Source organism: Leifsonia soli (assembly GCF_013408745.1).
In the GTDB taxonomy this organism is placed as follows: domain Bacteria; phylum Actinomycetota; class Actinomycetes; order Actinomycetales; family Microbacteriaceae; genus Leifsonia; species Leifsonia soli.
In genome coordinates this window covers 1,177,340-1,203,912 of record NZ_JACCBJ010000001.1, presented here as the reverse complement: position 1 = coordinate 1,203,912, position 26,573 = coordinate 1,177,340, and the positions used below count along the sequence as shown (strand labels likewise).

21 protein-coding genes are annotated in these 26,573 nt (G+C 70.0%); 20 read left to right on the top strand and 1 reads right to left on the bottom strand.

Going from position 1 to position 26,573, the window contains the following annotated elements:
* Positions 1 to 57: 57 nt before the first annotated feature.
* The gene (locus tag BJ963_RS05850; RefSeq protein WP_089876069.1) at positions 58 to 462 is read right to left on the bottom strand and encodes a hotdog fold thioesterase; all 405 of its coding nucleotides are present in this window, start codon (positions 460 to 462) and stop codon (positions 58 to 60) included.
* Positions 463 to 520: 58 nt separating this feature from the next.
* On the opposite strand from BJ963_RS05850, the gene polA reads away from it, so the two are divergent.
* From polA to tpiA, 20 genes are all read left to right on the top strand, one after another.
* A complete protein-coding gene (gene polA / locus BJ963_RS05845; protein ID WP_179455246.1) occupies positions 521 to 3,193 on the top strand; it encodes a DNA polymerase I in 2,673 nt (890 codons plus the stop codon).
* A 118-nt stretch (positions 3,194 to 3,311) separates the two neighbouring features.
* Complete coding sequence (locus tag BJ963_RS05840) at positions 3,312 to 4,985, top strand: DUF885 domain-containing protein (protein ID WP_179455244.1); 1,674 nt, start codon at positions 3,312 to 3,314, stop codon at positions 4,983 to 4,985.
* A 19-nt stretch (positions 4,986 to 5,004) separates the two neighbouring features.
* Positions 5,005 to 5,691 (top strand): DUF4166 domain-containing protein, encoded by a 687-nt coding sequence (locus BJ963_RS05835; RefSeq protein WP_179455242.1) that lies wholly within the window; start codon positions 5,005 to 5,007, stop codon positions 5,689 to 5,691.
* Positions 5,688 to 6,671, top strand: coding sequence for a DUF1731 domain-containing protein (locus BJ963_RS05830; protein ID WP_179455240.1), 984 nt, complete (start codon positions 5,688 to 5,690; stop codon positions 6,669 to 6,671). The genes BJ963_RS05835 and BJ963_RS05830 overlap by 4 nt, the downstream gene beginning before the upstream one ends.
* Positions 6,672 to 6,778: 107 nt before the next feature.
* Positions 6,779 to 8,221, top strand: coding sequence for a 30S ribosomal protein S1 (rpsA, locus tag BJ963_RS05825; protein WP_089910628.1), 1,443 nt, complete (start codon positions 6,779 to 6,781; stop codon positions 8,219 to 8,221).
* Between the two features lie 115 nt (positions 8,222 to 8,336).
* Positions 8,337 to 8,942, top strand: a complete 606-nt coding sequence (coaE, locus tag BJ963_RS05820; protein ID WP_179455238.1) for a dephospho-CoA kinase — start codon at positions 8,337 to 8,339, stop codon at positions 8,940 to 8,942.
* A 62-nt stretch (positions 8,943 to 9,004) separates the two neighbouring features.
* Entirely contained in the window at positions 9,005 to 11,071 is a 2,067-nt protein-coding gene (gene uvrB, locus BJ963_RS05815; protein ID WP_179455236.1) for an excinuclease ABC subunit UvrB, read from the top strand.
* A 75-nt stretch (positions 11,072 to 11,146) separates the two neighbouring features.
* Positions 11,147 to 11,890 (top strand): DUF4129 domain-containing protein, encoded by a 744-nt coding sequence (locus BJ963_RS05810; RefSeq protein WP_343037233.1) that lies wholly within the window; start codon positions 11,147 to 11,149, stop codon positions 11,888 to 11,890.
* Complete coding sequence (locus BJ963_RS05805) at positions 11,887 to 12,528, top strand: hypothetical protein (protein WP_246297998.1); 642 nt, start codon at positions 11,887 to 11,889, stop codon at positions 12,526 to 12,528. The genes BJ963_RS05810 and BJ963_RS05805 overlap by 4 nt, the downstream gene beginning before the upstream one ends.
* Positions 12,518 to 13,603 carry an AAA family ATPase gene (locus BJ963_RS05800; protein WP_179455234.1) on the top strand — a complete coding sequence of 362 codons (1,086 nt, stop codon included), beginning with the start codon at positions 12,518 to 12,520 and terminating at the stop codon, positions 13,601 to 13,603. Before BJ963_RS05805 ends, BJ963_RS05800 begins: the two co-directional genes overlap by 11 nt.
* Positions 13,600 to 15,006, top strand: coding sequence for a DUF58 domain-containing protein (locus BJ963_RS05795; RefSeq protein ID WP_179455232.1), 1,407 nt, complete (start codon positions 13,600 to 13,602; stop codon positions 15,004 to 15,006). The genes BJ963_RS05800 and BJ963_RS05795 overlap by 4 nt, the downstream gene beginning before the upstream one ends.
* A complete protein-coding gene (locus BJ963_RS05790; RefSeq protein WP_246297997.1) occupies positions 15,003 to 15,587 on the top strand; it encodes a hypothetical protein in 585 nt (194 codons plus the stop codon). Before BJ963_RS05795 ends, BJ963_RS05790 begins: the two co-directional genes overlap by 4 nt.
* Positions 15,588 to 15,789: 202 nt before the next feature.
* Complete coding sequence (gene uvrA, locus BJ963_RS05785) at positions 15,790 to 18,702, top strand: excinuclease ABC subunit UvrA (RefSeq protein ID WP_089910643.1); 2,913 nt, start codon at positions 15,790 to 15,792, stop codon at positions 18,700 to 18,702.
* A gap of 8 nt (positions 18,703 to 18,710) precedes the next feature.
* Positions 18,711 to 20,720 (top strand): excinuclease ABC subunit UvrC, encoded by a 2,010-nt coding sequence (gene uvrC, locus BJ963_RS05780; RefSeq protein ID WP_179455229.1) that lies wholly within the window; start codon positions 18,711 to 18,713, stop codon positions 20,718 to 20,720.
* Between the two features lie 34 nt (positions 20,721 to 20,754).
* Entirely contained in the window at positions 20,755 to 21,648 is an 894-nt protein-coding gene (gene rapZ, locus BJ963_RS05775) for an RNase adapter RapZ (RefSeq protein ID WP_089910649.1), read from the top strand.
* Positions 21,649 to 21,703: 55 nt separating this feature from the next.
* Positions 21,704 to 22,684, top strand: a complete 981-nt coding sequence (whiA, locus tag BJ963_RS05770) for a DNA-binding protein WhiA (RefSeq protein WP_089910652.1) — start codon at positions 21,704 to 21,706, stop codon at positions 22,682 to 22,684.
* Positions 22,685 to 22,791: 107 nt separating this feature from the next.
* Positions 22,792 to 23,418 (top strand): superoxide dismutase, encoded by a 627-nt coding sequence (locus tag BJ963_RS05765; RefSeq protein WP_089910655.1) that lies wholly within the window; start codon positions 22,792 to 22,794, stop codon positions 23,416 to 23,418.
* 104 nt (positions 23,419 to 23,522) lie between these two features.
* A complete protein-coding gene (gene gap, locus BJ963_RS05760; RefSeq protein ID WP_089910658.1) occupies positions 23,523 to 24,527 on the top strand; it encodes a type I glyceraldehyde-3-phosphate dehydrogenase in 1,005 nt (334 codons plus the stop codon).
* 15 nt (positions 24,528 to 24,542) lie between these two features.
* Entirely contained in the window at positions 24,543 to 25,760 is a 1,218-nt protein-coding gene (locus BJ963_RS05755) for a phosphoglycerate kinase (protein WP_179455227.1), read from the top strand.
* Positions 25,748 to 26,551 (top strand): triose-phosphate isomerase, encoded by an 804-nt coding sequence (gene tpiA, locus BJ963_RS05750; protein WP_179455225.1) that lies wholly within the window; start codon positions 25,748 to 25,750, stop codon positions 26,549 to 26,551. The genes BJ963_RS05755 and tpiA overlap by 13 nt, the downstream gene beginning before the upstream one ends.
* The last annotated feature ends 22 nt before the right edge of the window (positions 26,552 to 26,573 follow it).

Genomic DNA, 26,573 nt, shown 5'->3' with positions numbered 1-26,573 from the left:
ATTCGTCACGAATGGTCGCCATTCGTCACGAATGGCGACCATTCGTGACGAATCCTGTCACAGGTCTTTGATCAGGTTCGTGATGCGGATCGTGGAGCAGCGGCGCCCCTGATCATCGGTGACCGCGATCTCGTGCGTCGTCAGCGTCCGGCCCAGGTGGATGGGCGTGCACACGCCGGTGACGTAGCCGCTCGTGGCCGACCGGGTGTGCGATGCGTTGATCTCGATGCCGACCGCCAGGCGCCCTTCGCCGGCGTAGAGGTTGGCCGACATCGAGCCGAGAGACTCGCCGAGGACGACGTACGCGCCGCCGTGCAGGAGGTCAGCAGGCTGGGTATTCCCCTCGACGGGCATGCGCGCGACGGAGCGCTCAACGCTGAACTCGATGATCTCGATGCCCATCTTCTCGGCCAGCCGGCCGAGCCCTCTCTGCTGCACGTACGCGAGCGCGTCTTCGGTCATCCTCGGCCTCTCTCGACGGGTCGTCTGGACTGTCACCGGCCCCTTGTAGGCTTGCCTGGTGTCAGACTCCGAAAAGCCTACCCTCCTCGTGATCGACGGCCATTCGCTCGCTTTCCGGGCCTTCTACGCGCTTCCGGTGGACAGCTTCGTCAACCGCGAGGGTCAGCACACGAACGCGATCCACGGCTTCATCGCGATGTTCATCAACCTGCTCCAGCAGCAGAAGCCGACCCACATCGCGGTCGCGTTCGACATCTCCCGCTACTCGTTCCGCACGCGCGAGTACCCGGAGTACAAGGGCACGCGCGGCGAGACGCCGTCAGAGTTCGCCGGCCAGGTCCCGCTGCTCGAAGAGGCGCTCCACGCGATGAACGTCACGACCATCGCGAAAGAGGACTACGAGGCCGACGACATCCTCGCGACGCTCGCCCGCCGCGGGGTGGACGAGGGGTACCGCGTCCTCCTCGTCTCGGGCGACCGCGACACCATCCAGCTGGTCAACGACGACGTGACCCTGCTGTACCCGAACGTGCGCGGAGTCTCCGAGCTGAAGGTGTACGACCCGGCGGCCGTGCGCGAGAAGTACGGCATCGAACCGCACCAGTACCCCGAGATCGCCGCCCTGGTCGGCGAGACGAGCGACAACCTGATCGGCATCGACAAGGTCGGCGAGAAGACCGCCGTCAAGTGGGTGCAGAAGTACGGAACGGTCGCGAACATCGTCGAGCACGCCGACGAGATCACGGGCGTGGTCGGGCAGAACCTCCGCGACCAGAAGGAGAACGCACTCCGCAACCGCCGGCTCAACCAGCTGCTCGACGACGTGGAGCTCCCCGTCGCGCTCGACGACCTGGAGCGCAAGCCGCTGAACGAGAACGCGGTGCGCGACATCTTCGCGCGGCTCCAGTTCAAGACCCTGCTCGACCGCCTGATGAAGACCGCGGCCGAAGAGGGCATGCTCGACGGCGCCGCGTCCGCTGTCGAGGTCGGCGACGCCGGCGCCGTGAGCGCTCCGGCCGTCCGCACGATGGTCGACGAGGAGCTCGCGAACTGGCTGTCCCGCGCGTCCGCCGACGGCGCGGCGGTCGCCGTCCAGCTGGAGCTCGGGCCTGCGGGCATCACGGGCTTCGGTCTGGCCGCCGCCGACGACACGGTGTACGTGCCGTGGGTCGCCGGCCGGAAGGACTACGAAGCGCTCGAGCAGTGGCTCGCGAGTAGCGCGCCCAAGTACTTCTTCCACGCGAAGCCGCAGTTCAAGGCGCTCAGCCGGGCCGGTTTCGTGGTCGACGGGCTGGCGTTCGACACGCGCATCGCCTCCTGGCTCGTGAAGCCCGGTGCCGCCCCGCAGTCGCTGGCCGAGCAGGTGTACGAGGTCCTCGGCGAGACGCTCCCGGTCTCGGACCCGAACCAGCTCGTCCCGATCAACGACGCCGTGAGCCCCGCGACCGAGGCGTGGTACATCCGCCGGGTCGCCGAGGGGCAGATGATCGCCCTCGACGATGGCACGCGCGCGGTGCTCGACGACATCGAGCTGCCGCTCGTCGCCGTGCTCGCCGAGATGGAGCTCACCGGCGTCGCCATGGACTCCGAGGTGCTCGCCCGGCTCCGCGGAGAGCTCACCGACAAGGCCAACGACTACGCCGCGCAGGCGTACGCGCAGATCGGCCACGAGATCAATCTCGGCTCGCCGAAGCAGCTCCAGCAGGTGCTGTTCGAGGAGCTCGGGATGCCGAAGACGCGCGCGACGAAGACCGGCTATTCGACCGACGCCGGATCGCTCGCCGACCTGCAGGAGAAGAACCCGCATCCCTTCCTCGGCCTGCTGCTGCAGCACCGCGACGCCACCAAGCTGAAGCAGATCGTGGAGACGCTGGAGCGCTCCGTCGAGGGCGACGGCCGCATCCACACGACGTACGACCAGACCGGCACGAGCACCGGCCGCATCTCGTCGAACGATCCGAACCTGCAGAACATCCCGATCCGCACGGAGGAGGGGCGCGAGATCCGCTCGGCGTTCCGGCACGGCGATGGCTTCGAGACGCTGCTCACGGCCGACTACTCGCAGATCGAGATGCGGATCATGGCGCACCTGTCGGAAGACCCCGGCCTGATCGAGGCGTTCAACGCGGGGGAGGACCTGCACCGGTTCGTCGGCGCCCGCGTGTTCGGCGTCGACCCGTCCGAGGTCACGTCCGCCATGCGCACCAAGGTGAAGGCGATGTCGTACGGCCTCGCCTACGGCCTGAGCGCGTTCGGCCTCTCGAAGCAGCTGCGCATCGAGACCTCCGAGGCGCGCCAGCTGATGACCGACTACTTCGAGCGGTTCGGTGCGGTGCGCGACTACCTGCGCAACGTCGTGGAGCAGGCGCGTGTCGACGGTTTCACCGAGACCATCTTCGGCCGCCGTCGACCGTTCGCCGACCTGACGTCGACCAATCGGGTGCTCCGGGAGAACGCGGAGCGGCAGGCGCTGAACGCGCCCATCCAGGGCTCGGCGGCCGACATCATGAAAGTCGCCATGCTCGGGATCGCCGGCGACATGATCGACCAGAGCCTCGAGTCTCACATGCTGCTGCAGGTGCACGACGAGCTCATCTTCGAGGTGGCTCCGGGGGAGTGGGACGCCCTGGAGGCGATCGTGCGCGCCCGCATGGCCGGCGCCGCCGACCTCCGCGTGCCGCTCGACGTGCAGGTCGGCCGCGGCTCCAACTGGGACGCCGCCGCGCACTGACCGAGTTGCGACATCATGTCGCAACTCGTCCCGAATTCGCGCATCCACTCACGACTCGGCAAGGTGCGCACTCGATCACACCGTGACCGGGCCGCCGCCTCCTCGATAGGGTCGGATCATGACCAACGATCAGAAGCGCGAACCCACTCCGGTCGACACGATCGCCGAGGAGTGGGTCGACACCCAGCTCGAGTTGTACCCGGAGTTCCACGTCTGGCTCGGCCGCCCAGGCCGCGAGGGCGAGTACGCCGATTATTCGCCGGCCGGTGCTGAGCACGCCATCGGCAAAGTCAGAGAGACCCTCGCCCGCATCGAAGCGGCCGAGCCGGTCGACGACATCGACCGCGTCACGAAGATGGACCTTACGCGTGAGCTGCAGCTCACCGTCGAGAAGCACGAGGCGGGCTTCGCCCAGCGCGACCTCAACGTCATCGCGTCGCCGCCGCAGGAGCTGCGCGACATCTTCGATCTCGTGCCGACCGACACCGAAGACGACTGGGCCAACGTCGCCAAGCGCCTCCACAACCTCCCGGCCGCGATGAACGGCTACATCGAGACCCTGCGCAGCGGCATCGCAGCGGGCAACGTCCCGGCGATCCGTCAGGTGCGCGAGGTGCTCGCGCAGGCGCGGAAGCAGGTCGCCGACACGGGCTTCTTCTTCGAGTTCACCGCCGACGCGAAGCCGCTCAACGGCACGCTTCCCGAGTCGCTGAAGGGCGATCTGGCGGACGGCGCGAAGGAGGCCGCGCAGGCGTACGCCACGCTGGCCGACTTCTTCGAGAACGAGCTGGCGCAGCACGCCCCCGAGAAGGACGCCGTGGGCCGCGAGCTGTACGCGCTGGCCTCCCGGAGCTTCCTCGGCGCCACCGTCGACCTCGACGAGACGTACGAGTGGGGCATCGAGGAGCTCGCCCGCATGCGTGCCGAGCAGGAGTCGATCGCGCGCGAGATCAAGCCGGGAGCGACGGTTCTCGAGGCGATCGAGTTCCTCGACGGCGACGCGAGCCGCAAGCTGCACGGCACCGATGCGCTGCAGCGCTGGATGCAGGAGACCAGCGACCGCGCGATCGAAGAGCTCGGGAAGTCGCACTTCGACATCCCCGCCGAGATCCGCCGCCTCGAGTGCATGATCGCGCCGACGCAGGAAGGCGGCATCTACTACACCGGGCCGAGCGACGACTTCTCGCGAGCGGGCCGGATGTGGTGGAGCGTCCCCGAGGGCGTCACCGAATTCGACACCTGGCGCGAGCTGACCACCGTGTACCACGAGGGCGTCCCCGGCCACCACCTGCAGATCGCGCAGGCGACCTACAACAAGGCGCAGCTCAACTCGTGGCGCCGCATCGCAGGCACGTCCGGGCATGCCGAGGGCTGGGCGCTCTACGCCGAGCGGCTGATGGAGCAGCTGGGCTACCTCGACGACCCGGCCGACCGGCTCGGGATGCTCGACGGGCAGCGCATGCGCGCGGCGCGCGTCGTGCTCGACATCGGCGTGCACCTCGAGAAGCCGCTGCCGGACGGCTCGCGGGCGTGGACGGGAGAGGACGCGTTCCCGTTCCTTCGCGAGAACGTCAACATGAACGACGGCTTCGTCCGCTTCGAGGTCAACCGCTACCTGGGCTGGCCCGGGCAGGCGCCGTCGTACAAGATCGGCCAGCGCATCTGGGAGCAGCTGCGCGACGAGTACGCCCGCCGCGAGGGCGCGTCGTTCGACATCAAGGCGTTCCACAAGAAGGCCCTCGACATCGGCGGCGTCGGCCTCGACACGCTGAAGGCGGCGCTGCTCGACTGAGCGGCGCACCCTCTTCTCGGTGACCTCCCCGTACTGCGCCGTGCTGGGCGCGGCGTTCGACGAGCTGCATCCGCGACTGCGGGCGTACTTCGACGCCATCCCGGCCGGCGCGGTCGGCCGGGGGACGGGCGTGTTCGAGACGGTCGGAACGCCGCGGCGGTGGCTGTGGCCGGTGCTCGCCGTGTTGGCTCGATCGCACGTCATGTTCCCGGTCTGGGAGCGCGAGGTGCCGTTCGCCGTCGAGAACCGCCCCGTCGGCGGGCCGGACGGGTCGTCCGCCGTCGCGGCGGCGCGCACGTTCCTGCTGCCCTCCGGCCACGCGACCATGGTGGACGTGATCCGCGTCGACGGTGGCGCGATCGTCGACCGCCTCGGCGATCCGGTCCGGGCGGAGGCACGCTTCGCGGCGACGGTGAGGGACGGCGGTCTGCGGCTGCGCTCGACCGCCGTGTGGCTCGTCGTCCGCGGCCGGCGGGTGCGCATCCCGGATCCGCTCGCCCCGGTCGTCGCGCTGACCGAGCAGTGGGACGACCAGCACAAGCAGCAACGGGTGTCCATCGTCGTCCGCGCGCCGCTGATCGGCAGGATCTACCAGTACCGGGGGCGGTTCCGGTACGGCATCGAGCGGGCAGCCGCGACACAGAAACACAGCGCGACACAGGAACACAGACGGGCACGCACACAATCGGGGGAGTCATCGGAGTGAAAGAGCGCATCGTCATCGCGGGGGCGTCCGGTTTCGTCGGGCGCTACCTGGAGGAGCACTACCGATCTGAGGGAGCCGAGGTCGTCCTCATCGGCCGCTCCGGCCCCGACGTGCGGTGGGACGACGCGGCGGGCCTGCGCGCGGCGGTCTCCGGCGCCGCCGCGGTGATCAACCTCGCCGGGAAGAGCGTCGACTGCCGCTACGGCGATGCCAATCGTGCGGAGATCTTCCGGTCGCGGCTCGCCACGACCCGCGCCGTGCGGGAGGCGATCGCGCAAAGCGACGCGCCGCCGCCGGTCTGGTTCAACGCCTCCACCGCGACCATCTACCGTCACGCCGAGGACCGCCCGATGACCGAGTCGACGGGGGAGCTCGGGACGGGCTTCTCTGTCGAGGTCGCGAAGGCCTGGGAGCGCGAGCTGTTCGAGGGGGATCTCCCCGGAACCCGACGCGTCGCCCTGCGGATGGCGATCGTGCTCGGCGACGGCAGCGCGCTCACGCCGCTGGTCAATCTGACCCGGTTCGGGCTGGGCGGTCCCCAGGTCGACGGGCCGTGGTTCGCCACGACCGCGCGCCGCAATGCCGGGACGTTCCACGAGTTCCGGGCGCGTGGCGGCCGCCAGCGCTTCAGCTGGGTCCACATCGCCGACGTGCTCGGGGCGATCGAGTTCCTGCGCGGGCGGTCCGACCTCGACGGACCGGTCAACATCTCCGCGCCGAACCCGACGGACAACCGCACGCTGATGGCCGAGCTGCGCCGCCTGCTCGGCCGTCCGATCGGGCTGCCGGCCCACCGGTGGATGCTCGAACTCGGCTCCATCGCGATCCGGACGGAGACCGAGCTGGTGCTGAAAAGCCGCTGGGTCGTGCCCGAACGCCTGCTCGACGCGGGCTACACCTTCGCCTACCCGGACCTCGCGCCGGCGCTCCGCGACATCCTCTCCGACCGCGGCTTGCTGCACGCGTCCGCAGCCCGGTAGACTAGAACGTCACTTGTGTGACATCCCTATCCGCCTGCCGTTCGCGGAAACACATCAGAAGAACACCGCGACGGCCTGATTCCTGTCCATTACGGAGCACCCACTACATGACAACCGCAACGACCGACAAGGCACCCAAGCAGGTCGCCGTCAACGACATCGGATCTGCTGAGGACTTTCTTGCCGCGGTCGAAAAGACGCTGAAGTTCTTCAACGACGGAGACCTCATCGAAGGCACCGTCGTCAAGATCGACCGCGACGAGGTCCTCCTCGACGTCGGTTACAAGACGGAGGGCGTCATCCCCTCCCGTGAGCTTTCCATCAAGCACGACGTCGACCCCAGCGAGGTCGTCGAGGTCGGCGACACCGTCGAGGCACTCGTTCTCCAGAAGGAGGACAAGGAGGGTCGCCTCATCCTGTCCAAGAAGCGCGCGCAGTACGAGCGCGCCTGGGGCGATGTGGAGAAGATCAAGGAGGCCGACGGTGTCGTCACCGGTACGGTCATCGAGGTCGTCAAGGGCGGCCTGATCGTCGACATCGGCCTGCGCGGCTTCCTGCCGGCGTCGCTCATCGAGCTGCGCCGCGTCCGCGACCTCACCCCGTACCTGGGTCAGGAGATCGAGGCCAAGATCCTCGAGCTCGACAAGAACCGCAACAACGTGGTGCTCTCGCGCCGCGCGCTGCTGGAGCAGACCCAGTCGGAGTCCCGCACCACGTTCCTCAACAACCTGCACAAGGGCCAGGTCCGCAAGGGCGTCGTCTCGTCGATCGTCAACTTCGGTGCGTTCGTCGACCTCGGCGGCGTCGACGGTCTCGTCCACGTGTCGGAGCTCTCCTGGAAGCACATCGAGCACGCCTCCGAGGTCGTCGAGGTGGGCCAGGAGGTCACCGTCGAGATCCTCGAGGTCGACCTGGACCGCGAGCGCGTCTCGCTGTCGCTCAAGGCGACGCAGGAGGACCCGTGGCAGGTCTTCGCCCGCACCCACGCGATCGGTCAGGTCGCACCGGGCAAGGTCACCAAGCTGGTTCCGTTCGGTGCGTTCGTCCGCGTCGCGGACGGCATCGAGGGCCTCGTGCACATCTCGGAGCTGTCCGGCAAGCACGTCGAGCTGGCCGAGCAGGTCGTCTCGGTGGGCGACGAGGTGTTCGTCAAGGTCATCGACATCGACCTGGAGCGCCGCCGCATCTCGCTGAGCCTCAAGCAGGCCAACGAGGGCGTCGACCCCGAGGGCACCGAGTTCGACCCGGCCCTCTACGGCATGGTCACCGAGTACGACGACCAGGGCAACTACAAGTACCCGGAGGGCTTCGACCCGGAGACCAACGAGTGGAAGGAAGGCTTCGAGTCGCAGCGCGACGAGTGGGAGCAGCAGTACGCTGCCGCCCAGGCTCGTTGGGAGGCGCACAAGCGCCAGGTTGCGAAGGGCCTCGAGGAGGCTGCCGCCGACAGCGGCACGTCGACCTACACCTCCGACTCGGGCACCGGCGGAACCCTCGCCGACGACGAGTCGCTCGCGGCTCTGCGCGAGAAGCTCAGCTCCAACAACTGAGCATCCTCTGACGAGCGGCCGGTCCTTCGGGGCCGGCCGCTTCGTCGTTCCCGGCGATCCGGATGCATGACGCGCGCATGCGATCGCCGTGCATCGGCCTGGCTAGGCTGGGCACGTGCAGCTGATCGGACTCACGGGCGGGATCGCGTCCGGAAAATCGACCATCGCCTCCCGTCTCGCGTCGCACGGCGCCGTCGTGGTGGACGCCGACCGCATCGCCCGCGAGGTGGTCGAGCCGGGCACCCCGGCCCTGGCGGAGATCGCGCGCCGGTTCGGCGACGGGGTGATCGACGCCGACGGCCGTCTCGACCGCCCGGCGCTCGGCGCGATCGTCTTCGGCGACCCGGAGGCCCTCGCGGCCCTCAACGGCATCACGCACCCGGCCGTGCTGAAGGAGTCGACCGCGCGGTTCCGGGCTGCCGCCGAGCGCGACCCGGACGCGATCGTGGTCTACGACGTCCCGCTGCTGGTGGAGTCGGCCAACGCGTATCCCTTCGACCGTGTCGTCGTCGCGCATGCCGACGAGCAGACGCGCGTCGACCGGCTCGTCCGGCTCCGCGGGATGGATCGCGCCGAGGCCGAGCGCCGGATCCGCTCGCAGGCCTCCGACGCCGAGCGCCTCGCCGTCGCCGACGTCGTGATCGACACCGGCGGGACGCTGGAGCACACCATCGAGCAGGTCGACGCGCTCTGGGAGGAGCTGCGCCGGCCGGCGGGCTGATCGCCGTTCCGCTGTGAGCGAGAGCCGGCCGCAGTGTCGGTGGTCCTTCCTAGACTGGTGAGATGCTTCCCACGCGCTCCGTCCGTCCCTTCGAGGTCGTCAGCGAATACACACCGAGCGGCGACCAGCCGCATGCGATCGCCGAGTTGTCGGCCCGCATCAACGCGGGCGAGACCGATGTGGTGCTGCTGGGCGCGACGGGTACCGGAAAGTCGGCGACCACAGCGTGGCTCATCGAGCAGGTGCAGCGCCCGACGCTGGTCCTCGCGCACAACAAGACGCTGGCGGCACAGCTCGCCAACGAGTTCCGTGAGCTCCTGCCCAACAACGCCGTCGAGTACTTCGTCTCGTACTACGACTACTACCAGCCCGAGGCGTACGTCCCGCAGACGGACACCTTCATCGAGAAGGACTCCTCGATCAACGCCGAGGTCGAGCGGCTACGGCACTCCACCACCAACTCGCTGCTGAGCCGGCGCGACGTCGTCGTGGTGTCGACGGTCTCGTGCATCTACGGCCTCGGTGCGGCGGAGGAGTACCTGGAGGCGATGGTCGCGCTGCAGGTGGGGCAGAACGTCGGCCGCGACGCCCTGATCCGCCGGTTCGTGAACATGCAGTACGAGCGCAATGACGTCGACTTCTCGCGCGGCAAGTTCCGCGTGCGCGGCGACACGATCGAGATCATCCCGGTCTACGAAGAGAACGCGATCCGCATCGAGCTGTTCGGCGACGAGATCGAAGCGCTCTACTCGCTGCACCCGCTGACCGGCAACGTGATCACGAAGATGGATGCGGTGTCCGTGTTCCCCGCGACGCACTACGCCGCGAGCCCGGCCACCATGCAGCGCGCGATCGGCACCATCCAGGAGGAGCTGCACGAGCGGCTGCAGGAGCTGGAGCGCGAGGGCAAGCTGCTCGAGGCCCAGCGCCTGCGGATGCGCACCCAGTTCGACCTCGAGATGATGGAGCAGATCGGCTTCTGCTCGGGCATCGAGAACTACTCGCGCCACATCGACGGCCGCGCGCCGGGCGAAGCCCCGCACTGCCTGCTCGACTACTTCCCGGACGACTTCCTCGTCGTGATCGACGAGTCGCACGTCACGGTTCCGCAGATCGGCGCCATGTACGAGGGCGACGCGTCCCGCAAGCGCACGCTGGTCGAGCACGGGTTCCGGCTGCCGAGCGCGCTCGACAACCGGCCGCTGAAGTGGAACGAGTTCAAGGACAGGGTCGGGCAGACCGTGTACCTCTCCGCGACGCCCGGCAAGTACGAGCTCGGCATCGCCGACGGCGTGGTCGAGCAGATCATCCGCCCCACCGGCCTCATCGATCCCGAGATCGTGGTCAAGCCGACGAAGGGCCAGATCGACGATCTGCTGGAGGAGATCCGCCTGCGGGTGGAGCGCGACGAGCGCGTGCTGGTGACGACGCTGACCAAGAAGATGGCGGAGGAGCTGACCGACTTCCTGGCCGAGGCCGGAGTCCGAGTGCGCTACCTGCACTCGGATGTCGACACGCTGCGCCGGGTGGAGCTGCTCACAGAGCTCCGCGCGGGCGTGTACGACGTCCTCGTCGGCATCAACCTGCTGCGCGAGGGCCTCGACCTTCCGGAGGTGTCGCTCGTCGCCATCCTCGACGCCGACAAGGAGGGCTTCCTGCGTTCCTCGACGTCGCTGGTGCAGACGATCGGGCGTGCGGCCCGAAACGTGTCCGGCCAGGTGCACATGTACGCGGACGTGCTCACCGACTCCATGAAGAGCGCGATCGAGGAGACCGACCGGCGTCGCGAGAAGCAGATCGAGTACAACCGGGTCAACGGCATCGATCCGACGCCGCTGCGCAAGCGCATCGCCGACATCACCGACGTGCTGGCGCGCGAGGAGGCGGACACCGCCCGGATGCTCGCCGGCCGGGAGCAGAAGCGCAAGAGCCCGACGCCGAACCTCCGCAACGGCGGCATCGCGGCACAGGGAGCGGCGGAGCTCGAAGGCCTGATCGCCGACCTCAACCAGCAGATGCTGGCCGCGGCGGGCGAGCTGAAGTTCGAGCTGGCCGCACGCCTGCGCGACGAGCTCTCCGATCTGAAGCGCGACCTGCGGCAGATGGAGAAGGCCGGGCACCTGGGCTGACCGGCGTCCGGCCGCGCGGTCAGAAGGCACGGTCGGAAGGCGCCGTCGGTCGTCCGTGCGGGTTACGGTGGCAGGGTGACCACGAAGACGGACGGACGGCGGCGGTGGACGCTCGCCGTGGGCGTCGTGCTCGCGGCGGTCGTTCTCGTGGCCGTTGCGTTCCAGGGTGCGCCCCGGTTCAGCGGCCCGCGGATGTTCCTGCCGCCCGCGCCCGTCCGCTCCCAGGCTCCCGCACCCCAGCAGTCGGGCACTCCGGAGCCGCGCGGCGTGCCGCACGAGGTCCGGATCGACCTGTCCTGGCTGCTGGTCGCGCTGGTGATCCTCGCCGTGGTGATCGGCCTGGCACTGCTGTGGCGCCTCCGCCGACGAGCGGCACCGCCGCTCGAGCTGCCGCCGCTCGACACGGTCGGCGTGGCCGAGACGTCCGAGACGCACGCGGACCAGGGCCCGGAGCCGGAGCCCGAGCAGGTGCGCCGCGGGCTGGAGCGAGCCGCCGAGGTGCTCGCCGAGCCGCGCGAGCCGCGTGACGCGATCGAGGCCGCCTGGGTGGGGCTGGAGGAGGGCGCAGCCGACTCGGGCGTCCGCCGCCTCCCCGCCGAGACGCCCGCGGAGTTCGCCGCCCGCGTCGTCGCGCGCGTCGCGGCCGACCGCAACGCGGCGTCCCGGTTCCTCGCCCTCTACCTCCGAGCACGGTTCAGCAGCGCACCGGTGACCGCCGCCGACGTCGCAGCCGCCCGCGCCGCGGTCGAGGCGCTGCGCGGGTCCTGGAGCGTCGGCTCCGCCGCCGGTTCGCGCGCTCGGGACGGCGGCCGCGGATGAACGCGCGCGTGTCGGGCCGTGCCGAGGGTCGGGACGACCGGCAGGCGCCCGTGCCGCGCCCGAGGCGGCTGCCGCCGCGGATGCTGCGCCGCCTCATCCTCAGTGCGCTGCTGGGTCTCGCGATCGGCCTGACGGCGTGGTCGCTGGGGATGGATGAGGCCCACGCCGCCGGTCTCGGCGTCGCCGCTTTCGCCTTCTCGGCCTGTCTCTCGGCCCTGGGCGAGGCCGCGGACCTGACCTGGGAGCAGCCGGCGCCGCCGCCCCGGCCGGGATCGCGGCGCGACATCGTCGCCCTCGGCTGGTCGTTCGGCTCCCGCGGAGGACGCGCATCGCCCGAGGGCCTGCGCGCGCTGCGGGCGGTCGCCGAACGTGCGCTCGGCCTGCGCGGACTCGACCTGGAGGACCGGGGGGCGGATGCGCAGCTCGAGGCGCTCCTCGGCGCGGACGTGCTCGCCCTCCTCCGTCGGGGCTCGGCGGTCACCTCGCCTCGGACCGCTCAGATCGCCGCCGTCCTGGACCGGCTCGAACGCCTGGTCTCCGCCACCCGCTCGTCCACCGCCGGCTCGTCCACCGCCGACTCGTCCACCGCCCGCTCGTCCACCGCCCACTCGCTCGAGGAGCCGCCCCGTGCCCGCTGATCACAACGCCGCATCCACGCCGTCCGCATCCGCGACGTCCGCACCCACCCCGCCTCCGGCCCCGCTGCCCGTGGCCGAGGTCGCACGGCTGGGCGCAGACGTCCTGGAGCGGGTCGGCAGCGTCGTCGTGGGGATGCGCGGCCCGCTGCGGATCGCGTTCGCCACGATCCTCGCGGGCGGCCACGTGCTGTTCGAGGACGTCCCCGGGCTCGGCAAGACCCTCGCCGCGCGGAGCATCGCCGCGGCCGTCGGGCTGGACTTCCGCCGGCTGCAGTGCACCCCGGACCTGCTGCCCTCCGACATCACCGGGTCGTTCGTCTACGTTCCGAGCAGCGGCGACTTCGAGTTCCGTCCCGGTCCCGTCTTCACCGGGCTGTTCCTCGCCGACGAGATCAACCGCACGTCGCCGAAGACGCAGTCGGCTCTGCTGGAGGCGATGGCCGAGGGGCAGGTCTCGGTCGAGGGCCGTAGCTTCCCGCTCCCGACGCCCTTCCACGTCGTCGCGACGGCGAATCCGATCGAGTCGGAGGGCACCTACGCTCTGCCCGAGGCGCAGCTCGACCGGTTCATGGTGCGTCTCGCCGTCGGCTACCCGGACGAGGCGGGCGAGTCGCGCGTCCTGCTGTCCCGCGTGGCCCGGCGGCACGAGGTCGCAACGGTCGAGGCCGTGATCGACTCCGCGACGCTCGCGGCGATGCAGGCAGGGGTGGAGTCGGTGGACGTGGATGCGGACATCGCCGCGTACTGCGTCCGCCTCGCCGCGGCCACCCGCAGGCACCGGTCCGTCGAAGTGGGCGCGTCGCCGCGCGGGTCGCAGGGGCTCCTCCTCGTCGCGCGGGCCCTGGCCGTCCTCGACGGGCGCGACTTCGTCATCCCCGACGACGTCAAGGCCGTCGCCGTCCCGGTGCTCGCCCACCGGCTCACCCTGACCGTGCAGGCGTGGACGGGCGGCGTGCGGGCGGAGCAGGTCGTCGCCGAGGTGGTCAACACCGTGCCGGGGCCCCCGGCCGTCGGCACGGCCGTGCGCGGAGGCGCGGACGCGTCCGAGCCGGCGCAGGACGGCAGAGTGCGGTGACCGAGCGCGCCGCCACGACGACGCGGGCCCGGTGGATGCCGAGCCCGGCTGTCGCCGGCGCCATCGTGGTCGGAGTGGTGGGTGTCGCCGCCGCCTTCGTGATGTCGCGGTTCGAGCCGGCGCTGGTCGGCATCCCACTGCTGCTCTGCGCGGCCTGGGACTGGGACCGCAGGCCGGCGGCGGTCGAGACCCCCGGACGGCCCGAGACCACGGAGGATGCGGCTCCCGCGCCGACGGAGGCACGGGTCGACGCCGTCGACATCACCACCGCGGTGACGACGCACGCAGGCGGTGACGGCGATGCAGCCGGCCGCGTCGGTGGCGCGGCCATCGACATCCTCGTCGCCGCCTCCGCGACGCAGCGCCCGGACGCCCTGCACCTGCGGCTGGGCCTCGGCGGCGCCGCGCCCGTGGATGCGGTGGTCACCCCGCGGGCGGCCGCCGAGCTGCGGAGCGCGGTCCCGATCGTCCACTCCGGGCCGCAGCGCGTCGCGGCGGTGGAGGTGCGGGCCATCGGAGCGGATGCGGCCTGGGTGAGCCTCCCCTCCGACGAGGCCGTGGTCGAGCGGGTGGTGCGCCCGCGGCGCGCGCCGCTGCGCAGCCTGCCGCTGCCCGCGCGACTGCTCGGGCTGACCGGCCAGCACATCTCCACCCGCCCCGGGAACGGGGGCGAGTTCCGCGACATCGACCTGTTCCATCCCGGCGACCGTCTGCGGCGCATCGACTGGAAGGCGACGGCACGTGCCGGGCGCGGTGCCGACCTCTACGTCCGGCGCACGACGGCGACCTCCGACGCGGCCGTGCACCTGGTGCTGGACGCGCGCGACGACGTCAGCGCCGTCGTCGCCGACTGGCCGCGTGCCTACCCCCGGCCGGCCGTGTCGTCGCTCGATCTCGCCCGGGAGGCCGCCTCCTCGCTCGCCGCCGCATACACCGGAGCGGCGGACCGGGTCGGCTTCGACGACCTGGGGGAGCCGCGGCGCGTCCTCCCTCCGCGGGCCGGGGCGCGCCACAGGGAGCGTGTGCTGCGTGCGATCGAGGCGACCGCGGCGAACGGGGCGCCGTTCACGCGGGTCCGTTCCCCGCGGCTGGCGCCAGGGTCGATCGTGTTCGTGCTGTCGACCTTCCTCGACGACCAGCCCGTCGCGCTCGCCCTCACCTGGCGCGCCACCGGGCACCGGGTGATCGCCGTCGACGTGCTTCCCGCGCGGGATGGGCGGGAACTGCCTGCGCGCGACCGTCTGGCCCTGCGCGCCATCGAGCTGGAGCGTGCTCTGCGGCTCGAGCAGCTGCAGGCGGGCGGCGTGGAGCTGCTCGTCTGGCAGGATCCGGCCCTGCGCGAGGCGGCCCTGCGCGCGCTGGCCTCCGGGCCGGGGCGCGTCTCGGGGCGGGGGAGACGGTGAGCCGCGACGGCGGTCGGCTTCCGGCCGTCTCCACCACAGCGGAGGAGCCGTCGGCCCCGGCTCCGGTGCTCGGACTGTTCACGGTCCCCGCCTGGTCGGTGCGCGCGCTGTTCGCCGCGATCGCGCTGCCCCTCGTGCTGGTGGGGGTGCCCGAGGGCCCGTGGACGGTCATCGCGGCCGTCCTCGTGGGCGTCTCGGTGTGGCGACCGCGCTGGCTCACCGCGTGGGTGCTGATCGGTGCGCTGCTGCTGTCCTCCCTGGCGGGGCCCGGCACGCTGACGCCCCGGTTGCTCGCCGTGATCGCCGGAGCGCACGCCATGCATCTGCTGGCCGGGTGGATGCTCGCGCTGCCCGCCGCGGCGCGCCTGCAGCCGACGGTGCTGCTTCCCTCGCTCCGCCGGTTCGCCATCGTCCAGGCGCCGGTCCAGCTCGCCGCGGTCGTGCTGCTCCTTCTCCGCGGCGGTGCGGGCGGTGGAGCCGCCGGGCCGGACGTCCCGGTCCTCGCGGTCGTCTCCGGGCTCGCTCTCGCGGCGCTCGTCGGACTCCTGCTCCCTGCGCTCCTCCGGCGCGCACCGCGCTGAGCGACGGCCCGCGACCGGCGCATCCGCCGTGGCGGGTTGGAATGTCGGTGGTCGCGCCTAGACTCGCGCCTGCACGGGATCACGGTGCCGTCCAGGGTAGAATCGAACACACGTTCGACCTGGCGAACGGGTGCGCGGTGGGCGAACAGCCCCGATTTCCCAGCACGGATGGCGGAGAATAGAGCGAGTGAGCAGCGGACGAGTGAACAGCGATCGGGTCGACGGGGAGTCCGGCAACATCAGCAGAGTGACGGGGTCACACCTCAGCGTGCGTGGAGCGCGCGTGCACAACCTGCACAACGTCGACCTCGAGATCCCGCGCGACTCGATGGTCGTCTTCACCGGTCTGTCCGGTTCGGGCAAGTCGTCGCTCGCGTTCGACACGATCTTCGCGGAGGGGCAGCGCCGCTATGTCGAGTCGCTGTCCGCCTATGCACGTCAGTTCCTCGGCCAGGTCGACCGGCCGGACGTCGACTTCATCGAGGGCCTGAGCCCGGCGGTGTCCATCGACCAGAAGTCGACCAACCGCAACCCGCGGTCGACGGTCGGCACGATCACCGAGATCTACGACTACATGCGCCTGCTGTGGGCGCGCATCGGCGTCCCGCACTGTCCGATCTGCGGTGAGCGCATCCAGCGCCAGACCGTCCAGCAGATCGCCGACCAGCTCATGGAGCTGGAGGCCGGCACCCGGTACATGGTCGTCAGCCCCGTCGTCTCGCAGAAGAAGGGCGAGTTCGTCGACCTCTTCAAGGAGCTGGCGGCGAGCGGGTACTCCCGCGCCCTCGTCGACGGCGAGCAGGTGCAGCTCTCCGACCCGCCGACGCTGAAGAAGCAGTACAAGCACGACATCTCGGTCGTCGTCGACCGCCTCGTCGCCGGGCCGGACATCCTGGGCCGGCTGACGGACTCGCTGGAGACCGCGCTCCGCCTCACCGACGGCCTCGTGCAGGTCAACTACGTCGACCGCGAGGGCCCGGCCGCCTGGCAGAACTTCAGCGAGAAGCTGTCGTGCCCCAACGGTCACCCGATCCAGCTGACGGAGATCGAGCCGCGCACCTTCTCGTTCAACGCCCCGTTCGGCGCGTGCCCCGAGTGCTCCGGCCTCGGAACCCGCATGTCGGTCGACGAGGAGCTCCTGCTCGGCGACGACGAGCTCAGCATCGCCGAGGGCGTCATCGTCCCGTGGACCACGCAGGGCAAGGGCCTCTTCAACTACTACGAGAAGCTGCTCGACGGCCTCGCCCGCGACCTCAAGTTCTCGCTCAAGACGCCGTGGAAGAAGCTTCCGGCCAACGTGCGGGAGGCCGTTCTGCGCGGCGACAATTTCGAGGTCAAGGTGCGGTGGAAGAACCGCTACGGCCGCGAGATGTCGTACACCTCCGGCTTCGAGGGTGTCGTGCCCTACATCGAGCGCCAGTACCTGCAGGCCGAGACCGACACGCAGCGTGCCCGCTGGTCCGAGTACCTGCGCGAGGTCCCCTGCCCGGTCTGCGGCGGCAAGCGGCTCAAGCCCGAGGTCCTCGCCGTGCTCGTGCACGGCAAGAGCATCGCGGACGCCTCCCTCCTGAGCCTGAGCGACGCCCGCTCGTTCATGGAGAAGCTGCACCTGACGGAGCGCGAGCAGAAGATCGGCGCGCAGGTGCTGCGCGAGATCAAGGTCCGCCTCGACTTCCTCATCCAGGTCGGCCTCAGCTACCTCGATCTGGCGCGCGCCGCGGGAACGCTTTCCGGCGGCGAGGCGCAGCGCATCCGTCTGGCGACCCAGATCGGCTCCGGCCTGACCGGCGTGCTGTACGTGCTCGACGAGCCGAGCATCGGCCTGCACCAGCGCGACAACCGGCGGCTCATCGACACGCTGGTGGCCCTGCGCGACCTCGGCAACACCCTGATCGTCGTCGAGCACGACGAGGACACCATCCGCACCGCCGACTGGATCGTCGACATCGGACCGGGCGCCGGCGTCAACGGCGGCCACGTCGTGCACTCCGGGTCGTACGACGACCTGCTGGCCAACACCGACTCGCTGACCGGCGACTACCTCGCCGGGCGACGCGAGATCCCGATCCCGTCGAAGCGACGCAAGATCGACAAGAAGCGGATGATCCGCGTGGTGGATGCGGAGGCCAACAACCTGAAGAAGGTGACGGTCGACTTCCCGCTCGGCACGTTCGTGGCGGTGACCGGCGTCTCCGGCTCCGGCAAGTCGTCGCTCGTCAACGACATCCTGTACCGGGTGATGGCAAACAAGCTCAACGGCGCCCGCAAGGTGCCGGGCAAGCACCGCACCGTCACGGGGCTCGAGAACCTCGACAAGGTCGTGCACGTCGATCAAGCACCGATCGGCCGGACGCCGCGGTCGAACCCGGCCACCTACACGGGCGTGTTCGACCGCATCCGCACCCTGTTCGCCGAGACGCCGGAGGCGAAGGCCCGCGGCTACCTGCCCGGCCGGTTCAGCTTCAACGTCAAGGGCGGACGCTGCGAGGCGTGCTCGGGCGACGGCACGATCAAGATCGAGATGAACTTCCTGCCCGACGTCTATGTGGCGTGCGAGGTGTGCGGGGGAGCCCGGTACAACCGCGACACCCTCTCCGTGCATTACAAGGGCAAGAACATCGCCGAGGTGCTCGACATGCCGATCAGCGAGGCGGCGGAGTTCTTCAAGCCGATCTCGGCCATCCACCGCTTCCTGCAGACCCTCGTCGACGTCGGCCTCGGCTACGTGCGGCTCGGGCAGAGCGCGACGACCCTCTCCGGCGGAGAGGCGCAGCGCGTGAAGCTCGCGACCGAGCTGCAGCGACGGTCCAACGGCCGCAGCGTGTACGTGCTCGACGAGCCGACCACCGGGCTCCACTTCGAGGACGTCCGCAAGCTGCTGCTGGTGCTGAACGGGCTGCTCGACAAGGGCAACACGGTGATCGTCATCGAGCACAACCTCGACGTCATCAAGTCGGCCGACTGGATCATCGACATGGGTCCGGAGGGCGGCGCCGGCGGCGGCGAGGTCATCGCGACGGGGACCCCCGAGAAGGTCGCGGAGACCCCGGGCAGCCACACCGGTTTCTTCCTCAAGGAGATCCTGCAGGGCGAGTCCGCCCGGGGCGCCGCGTAAGAGGAGCGATGGCAGACACCGTCAGCTACCGGCCGAAGGCCGGCGAGATCCCGACGCAGCCCGGCGTGTACCGGTTCCGCGACAAGAACCGCCGGGTGCTCTACGTGGGCAAGGCGAAGAACCTGCGCGCGCGGCTGAGCAACTACTTCCAGCCGCTCCGCAGCCTCCACGAGCGCACCCGCCGCATGGTCACCACCGCGGCGAGCGTCGAGTGGACGGTCGTGGGCACCGAGTACGAGGCCCTCCAGCTGGAGTACACCTGGATCAAGGAGTTCAACCCGCCCTTCAACGTCAAGTTCCGGGACGACAAGACGTACCCGTACCTGGCCGTGACGCTGGGCGACCGCATCCCGCGGGTCATGATCACGCGCAACCGCAACATCAAGGATGCGCGCTACTTCGGGCCGTACACCAAGGTCTGGGCGATCCGCGAGACGGTCGACCTGATGCTCAAGGCCTTCCCGATGCGGAGCTGCTCCGACGGCGTGTACCGCCGCGCCGAGCTCACCGGGAGGCCGTGCCTCCTCGGCGACATCGGCAAGTGCGCTGCTCCCTGCGTCGGCCGGATCTCGCCGGGCGACCACAAGTCGCTCGCCATCGACTTCGCCTCGTTCATGGCCGGGAACGACAGCGGCTACCTGCGCGATCTGAACGAGAAGATGAAGCAGGCGGCCGGCACGATGGACTACGAGGCCGCCGCTCGTCACCGGGACGCCATCCAGGCTCTCGAGGGCGTGCTCGGCAAGAGCGCCGTCGTCCTTCCGGAGAACATCGACGCCGACGTCTTCGGCATCGCGCACGACGAGCTCGCCGCGGCCGTGCAGCAGTTCATCGTGCGCGCGGGCCGCGTCCGCGGTGTGCGCAGCTGGGTGGTCGACAAAGAGCTCGACATGGAGCTCGGCGAGCTGGTCGAGACCGTCGTCCAGAACGCGTACGACGGGCCGGACGCGCCACCGCGCGAGATCATCGTGCCCGAGCTGCCGGAGGATACCGCGGAGCTCGAGCAGTGGCTGACCCAGCGGCGCCGGGAGACGCCCGACCCGTCCGCCGCCCGGGGCCGCCTGACGGGCCGCGTCGAACTGCGCACCGCGCAGCGCGGCGACAAGGCCGCGATCGCGCAGACGGTCGAGATGAACGCGAAGAACGCGCTCATCCTCTACAAGACCCGGCGCAGCTCCGACTTCGTGGCGCGGTCGAAGGCGCTCAACGACATCCAGGACGCCCTCGGCATGGACGACGCCCCGCTCCGGATGGAGTGCTACGACGTGTCGCACCTCAGCGGAACGAACATCGTCGCGTCGATGGTCGTCTTCGAGGACGGCCTGCCCCGCAAGGACCAGTACCGGCGGTTCAGCATCCCCGAGTCGACGGACGACACGGAGTCGATCTATCAGGTCATCACGCGCCGGCTGGCCTATCTGAAGGATGCGCCCGCCGGCGCGGGCTCGCCGGTCATCGAGGACTCCGCGGCCGACGACGACTCCGCGGCCGACGAGGAGACGGCGCTCGACGCGGAGGGCGCGGCCGGCGCCGACCAGATCGTGGACGCGGCCGAGGGCCGCCGCCGCAAGTTCTCCTACCCGCCGAACCTGCTCATCGTGGACGGAGGGCAGCCCCAGGTCGCCGCGGCCAAACGCGCGCTGGACGAGTCCGGGGTCACCGGCATCCAGCTCGCGGGCATCGCGAAGCGCCTGGAGGAGATCTGGCTGCCGGATTCCGACTTCCCGGTGATCCTGCCGCGCAACAGCGACGCGCTGTTCCTCATCCAGCGCTTGCGCGACGAGGCCCACCGGTTCGCGATCACCTACCAGCGGGCACGCCGGAAGCGCGACATCGGGACGGTGCTCGGCGAGATCCCCGGCCTCGGCCCGTCGCGGGTCAAGGAGCTGCTGAAGCACTTCGGCTCCGTGGCCCAGCTGCGGAAGGCGACGCCCGAGCAGATCGCCGAGGTGCGCGGGGTCGGCCCGACCCTCGCGACGGCGATCTTCGAGCGACTCTCCGAGGGCGGCAGTCGCTAGGCTGGGGGCACACCACAACGGAGGAGACCGGACGATGGCCACCGACGGCGACACAGTCGCAAACGCCGAGCAGCAGGAAGTCCTCATCGTCACCGGGATGTCGGGCGCCGGCCGCTCGACGGTCGCCAATGCGCTGGAGGACCTCGACTGGTACGTCGTGGACAACCTCCCTCCGCAGATGCTGCGCCCGCTGATCGAACTCGCGAACCGCGCGGAGTCGGGTCTTCCGCGCATCGCCGCGGTCGTCGACGTGCGCGGACGCAACTTCTTCTCCGACTTGCGCGAGATGATCCAGAGCCTCCGCGAGGGCACCAAGGTGCGCGTGCTGTTCCTCGAGGCCTCGGACGCGGTGCTGGTCCGCCGTTTCGAGCAGGTGCGCCGGCCGCACCCGCTGCAGGGCGACGGCACCATCCTCGACGGCATCTCCGCGGAACGGACGCGGCTGCGCGAGATCCGGGAGTCGAGCGACATCATCGTCGACACCACGGATCTCAACATCCACCAGCTGGCGACCAACATCACCGACACGTTCGCGGCGGAGGACACGGCCGACGTACAGGTGACGGTCATGAGCTTCGGCTTCAAGTACGGGCTGCCGGCCGACGCCGACATGGTGGCCGACGCGCGTTTCCTCCCCAACCCGTTCTGGAACCCCGAGCTGCGGCCGCACACGGGGCTGGAGGAGGTCGTCCGCGACTACGTGCTGGCGCAGGACGGGGCCGAGGAGTTCGTCCAGGGGTACGTCTCCGCGCTCCGCCCGATCATGTCCGGATACCAGCGCGAGAACAAACGTCACGCTCTGATCGCGATAGGCTGCACTGGCGGAAAGCACCGGTCCGTCGCGATTGCGGAAGAGCTCGCGGCGCGGTTGCGGAGTTTCCCCGGTCTGTCGGTCAACACCAAGCACCGCGACCTCGGCCGTGAATGATCACGGCCCTCCCCTCCACGGCATCACCCCTGCCTTGAGACAGTAAGGAATCCGATTGGCTCTCACCGCCGACGTCAAGGACGAGCTCACGAAGGTCGAGGTCAGCAAGACCACGGTCCGGGCAGCAGAACTGGCCACCATCCTCCGGTTCTCGGGCGGTCTGCACCTGATCGGCGGCCGCATCGCGGTCGAGAGCGAGCTCGACACCCCCGAGCTCGCCCGGCGGGTGCGCAAGGACCTCGCCGAGCTGTACGGCGTCCGCAGCGAGGTGTCCGTCATCTCCGCGTCGGGCCTGCGCCGCAGCAGCCAGTACCTGGTGCGCGTGCTCGACGGCGGCGAGACGCTCGCCCGCCAGACCGGCCTGCTGGATGCGCGGCGCCGGCCGATCCGCGGCCTCCCGAACCGTCTGACCACCGGCTCGCGCGACGAGCTCGCCGCCGTGTGGCGCGGAGCCTTCCTCGCGCACGGCTCGCTGACCGATCCCGGCCGCTCCGCCGCCCTCGAGGTGACCTGCCCCGGCAACGAGGCCGCCATGGCCCTCGTCGGCGCGGCCGGTCGCCTCGGCATCTCGGCCAAGGCCCGCGAGGTGCGCGGTGTGCACCGTGTCGTCATCCGCGACGGCGAGGCGATCAGCGCCATGCTCGTCGCGATGGGCGCGGCGCAGACCGTCGCCAACTGGGAGGAGCTGCGGCAGCGCCGCGAGGTGCGCGCCAACGCCAACCGGCTGGTCAACTTCGACGACGCGAACCTGCGGCGGTCGGCCCAGGCCGCCGTCGCCGCGTGCGCCCGGGTGGAGCGCGCCCTCGAGATCCTCGGCCCCGAGGTTCCGCAGCACCTGCGCTACGCGGGGGAGCTGCGCCTCGCGCACCGCGACGCCAGCCTCGACGAGCTCGGCCACCACGCCGACCCGCCGATGACGAAGGACGCGGTGGCCGGCCGCATCCGCCGCCTGCTGGCCATGGCGGACAAGCGCGCAAGCGACCTCGGCATCCCCGGCACGGAGGCGAGCCTCCCCGCCGATCTGGACGAGGTGTAAGTTTCGACAGGGAACGTGCGGCCGGAAGGAAGCATCCGACGGCCGCCCGGGTTGCCCTTACCAGACTCGACGAGTCGCTCGAATCACAACAACAGTGGAGATGAGTAATGGCTGACTACACGCTGCCGGACCTTCCGTACGACTACTCGGCTCTTGAGCCGAACATCAGCGGACGGATCATGGAGCTGCATCACGACAAGCACCACAAGACGTACGTGGACGGTGCGAACACCGCGATCGCCAAGCTGGCCGAGGCGCGCGACGCCGACGACCTGACCTACGTCAACAAGCTCGAGAAGGACCTCGCGTTCAACCTCGCCGGCCACGTCAACCACACCGTGTTCTGGAACAACCTCTCCCCGGACGGCGGCGACAAGCCGACCGGCGAGCTGGCCGCCGCGATCGACGAGTTCTTCGGATCGTTCGACAAGTTCCGCGCCCACTTCACGGCGTCGGCGCTCGGCATCCAGGGCTCCGGCTGGTCGATCCTCGCCTGGGACTCGCTCGGCCAGAAGCTCATCATCGAGCAGCTGTACGACCACCAGGGCAACCTCGCCGCTGCGACCGTCCCGCTCCTGATGCTCGACATGTGGGAGCACGCCTTCTACCTCGACTACGTCAACGTGAAGGCCGACTACGTGAAGGCGTTCTGGAACATCACCAACTGGGGCGATGTCGACGCCCGCTTCGTCCGGGCGCGTGAGAAGACCGCGGGTCTGCTGCTACTGTCGTAGGCGGGTGGGCGTCCCGGGAGGGAACCCTCCCGGGACGCCGCCGTCCGCAATCAACACCTGACAAAGTGCGCCGTCCGGCGCCCATCGAGTAACTGGAGACATCTGTGTCCGTAAAGATCGGAATCAACGGGTTCGGTCGCATTGGTCGTAACTACCTGCGCGCGGCCCTGGCGAAGGGCAGCGACCTCGAGATCGTCGCGGTGAACGACCTCACCGACAACAAGACGCTCGCGCACCTGCTCAAGTACGACTCCATCACGGGCCGGCTCGACGCCACCGTGGAGCTCGATGGCGACAACATCGTCGTCAACGGCAAGCCGATCAAGGTCCTCGCCGAGCGCGACCCCGCCAACCTCGGCTGGGGCGACCTGGGCGTCGACATCGTCATCGAGTCGACCGGCCGCTTCACCAAGGCGGACGACGCGCGCAAGCACATCGAGGCGGGCGCCAAGAAGGTCATCATCTCCGCGCCGGCGACGGGCGAGGACGCCACGTTCGTCATGGGTGTGAACGAGCACCTCTACGACCCCGCGTCGCACAACATCATCTCCAACGCGTCCTGCACCACGAACTGCCTCGCGCCGCTCGCCAAGGTGTTCAACGACGAGTTCGGCATCGAGCGCGGTCTGATGACCACGGTCCACGCCTACACCGCCGACCAGAACCTGCAGGACGGCCCGCACTCCGACCTGCGCCGTGCCCGCGCCGCCGCGATCAACATCGTCCCGACCTCCACCGGTGCGGCGAAAGCCATCGGCCTCGTCCTCCCGGAGCTGAAGGGCAAGCTCGACGGGTTCGCGCTGCGCGTCCCCGTCCCCACCGGCTCCATCACCGACCTGACGGTCACCGCCTCTCGCCCGGTCACGGTCGACGAGGTCAAGGCGGCGTACAAGAAGGCCGCAGAGGGCCCGCTCAAGGGCATCCTCAAGTACACCGAGGACGAGATCGTCTCCACCGACATCGTGTCCGACCCGCACTCCTCGATCTTCGACTCGGGTCTGCTGCGCGTCATCGGCGACCAGGTGAAGCTCTCGAGCTGGTACGACAACGAGTGGGGCTACTCCAACCGTCTCGTCGACCTGACCGAGTACGTCGCCGAGCGCCTCTAAGCGCAGGGAACCGACGTGACGCTCCGCACTCTCGACTCACTCGGTTCGCTCGCCGGCAAGCGGGTCGTCGTCCGCTGTGATCTCAACGTCCCCCTCGAGGGGTCGAAGATCACGGACGACGGTCGCGTGCGAGCGTCGATTCCCACGCTGAACGCCCTGATCAACCAGGGCGCGAAGGTGGTCGTCATCTCCCACCTGGGACGCCCGGAGGGCGCCCCCGATGCGAAGTACAGCCTGGCGCCGGTGGCCCAGCGGCTCTCCGAGCTGCTGGGCGCGCCGGTGACCTTCGCCAAGGACACCGTCGGCGGCGGAGCCCAGGAGGCCGTGGACGGCCTGAAGGACGGCGACGTCGCCCTGCTGGAGAACCTCCGCTTCAACCCGGGGGAGACCTCGAAGGACGAGGCAGAGCGCCGCGCCTTCGCCGAGAAGCTGGCCGCCTTCGGCGATGCCTTCGTCTCGGACGGCTTCGGCGTCGTGCACCGCAAGCAGGCGAGCGTCTACGAGCTCGCGCAGCTGCTGCCGAGCGCGGCCGGGACGCTGATCCAGGCCGAGCTCGAGGTGCTCGACCGGCTGACCGAGAACCCGGAGCGGCCGTACGCGGTCGTCCTCGGCGGCTCGAAGGTCTCCGACAAGCTCGGTGTCATCGGTCACCTGCTGCCGAAGGTCGATTCGCTCCTCATCGGCGGCGGGATGCTGTTCACCTTCCTCGCGGCGAAGGGCATGAAGGTCGGATCGAGCCTGCTCGAGGCCGACCAGATCGACACCGTGAAGGGCTACCTGGCGAAGGCCGAGGAGCTCGGCGTCGAGCTGGTGCTCCCGCGCGATGTGGTGGTGGCCTCGAAGTTCGGCGCCGACGCGGAGCACGTGGTGCGCCCGGTGGACGCGATCGAGGACACCGACTGGGGCGAAAAGGGCCTCGGCCTCGACATCGGACCGGAGACGGCCGAGCTGTTCTCGGAGTACGTCCGCGCAGCGCGCACCGTGTTCTGGAACGGCCCGATGGGCGTGTTCGAGCTGGCGCCGTTCGCGGCGGGCACGAAGGCGGTCGCGCAGGCGCTCACCGAGGTGGACGGCCTCAGCGTCGTCGGCGGCGGCGACTCGGCAGCGGCTGTGCGTGCGCTCGGCTTCCGCGACGACCAGTTCGGTCACATCTCGACGGGCGGAGGCGCGAGCCTCGAGTTCCTCGAAGGCAAGCGACTCCCCGGACTGGAGGTCCTCGGATGGCAGCAGTGAGCCCAACGGTGCGGCGCGTGCCGCTCATCGCCGGCAACTGGAAGATGAACCTGGACCACCTCCAGGCGATCGCGTTCGTGCAGAAGCTCGCGTGGACGCTGAAGGACGCGAACCACGACTTCTCGGCCGTGGAGGTGGCGGTGTTCCCGCCGTTCACCGACCTGCGGAGCGTCCAGACGCTGGTGGCGGCCGACAAGCTGCCGCTCGCGTTCGGCGGGCAGGACGTCTCCGAGCACGAGTCCGGCGCATTCACGGGCGAGATCTCGGCGGCGTTCCTCGAGGCGCTGGAGTCTCGGTACGTCATCGTCGGGCACTCGGAGCGTCGCACGCTGCACGCCGAGACCGACGAGCAGGTCGCCGGCAAGGTGGCTGCGGCGATCGCGCACAACATCGCCCCGATCATCTGCGTGGGGGAGACCGCGGAAGACCTGGAGACCCACGGCGCGAGCGCCGTCCCGGTCGCCCAGCTCCGTGCAGCGCTGTCGCGAGTCGACTCGGCCGCCGACTTCGTGGTGGCGTACGAGCCGGTCTGGGCCATCGGCTCCGGCCAGGCCGCCACGCCCGAGCAGGCGGAGCAGGTCGCCGCTGCGCTGCGAGCGGTGATCGCCGAGGTCCTGGGCGACGATGTCGCGGGCAAGACGCGCATCCTCTACGGCGGTTCGGTGAAGTCGGGCAACATCGCCGGCTTCATGCGCGAGCCGAACGTGGACGGCGCCCTGGTGGGCGGCGCGAGCCTCGACGTGAACGAGTTCGCCGCGATCGTCCGGTACCAGAAGCACGTCGGCCTCTGACGGCTCCCGCCGGTTATACTGG

Coding starts and splice junctions, on each gene's coding strand:
- BJ963_RS05805 (WP_246297998.1), top strand. CDS start 11,887: ATGAACGCGCGCGTGTCGGGCCGTGCCGAGGGTCGGGACGACCGGCAG.
- uvrB (WP_179455236.1), top strand. CDS start 9,005: ATGCTTCCCACGCGCTCCGTCCGTCCCTTCGAGGTCGTCAGCGAATAC.
- uvrC (WP_179455229.1), top strand. CDS start 18,711: ATGGCAGACACCGTCAGCTACCGGCCGAAGGCCGGCGAGATCCCGACG.
- BJ963_RS05850 (WP_089876069.1), bottom strand. CDS start 462: ATGACCGAAGACGCGCTCGCGTACGTGCAGCAGAGAGGGCTCGGCCGG.
- rpsA (WP_089910628.1), top strand. CDS start 6,779: ATGACAACCGCAACGACCGACAAGGCACCCAAGCAGGTCGCCGTCAAC.
- BJ963_RS05840 (WP_179455244.1), top strand. CDS start 3,312: ATGACCAACGATCAGAAGCGCGAACCCACTCCGGTCGACACGATCGCC.
- BJ963_RS05765 (WP_089910655.1), top strand. CDS start 22,792: ATGGCTGACTACACGCTGCCGGACCTTCCGTACGACTACTCGGCTCTT.
- rapZ (WP_089910649.1), top strand. CDS start 20,755: ATGGCCACCGACGGCGACACAGTCGCAAACGCCGAGCAGCAGGAAGTC.
- tpiA (WP_179455225.1), top strand. CDS start 25,748: ATGGCAGCAGTGAGCCCAACGGTGCGGCGCGTGCCGCTCATCGCCGGC.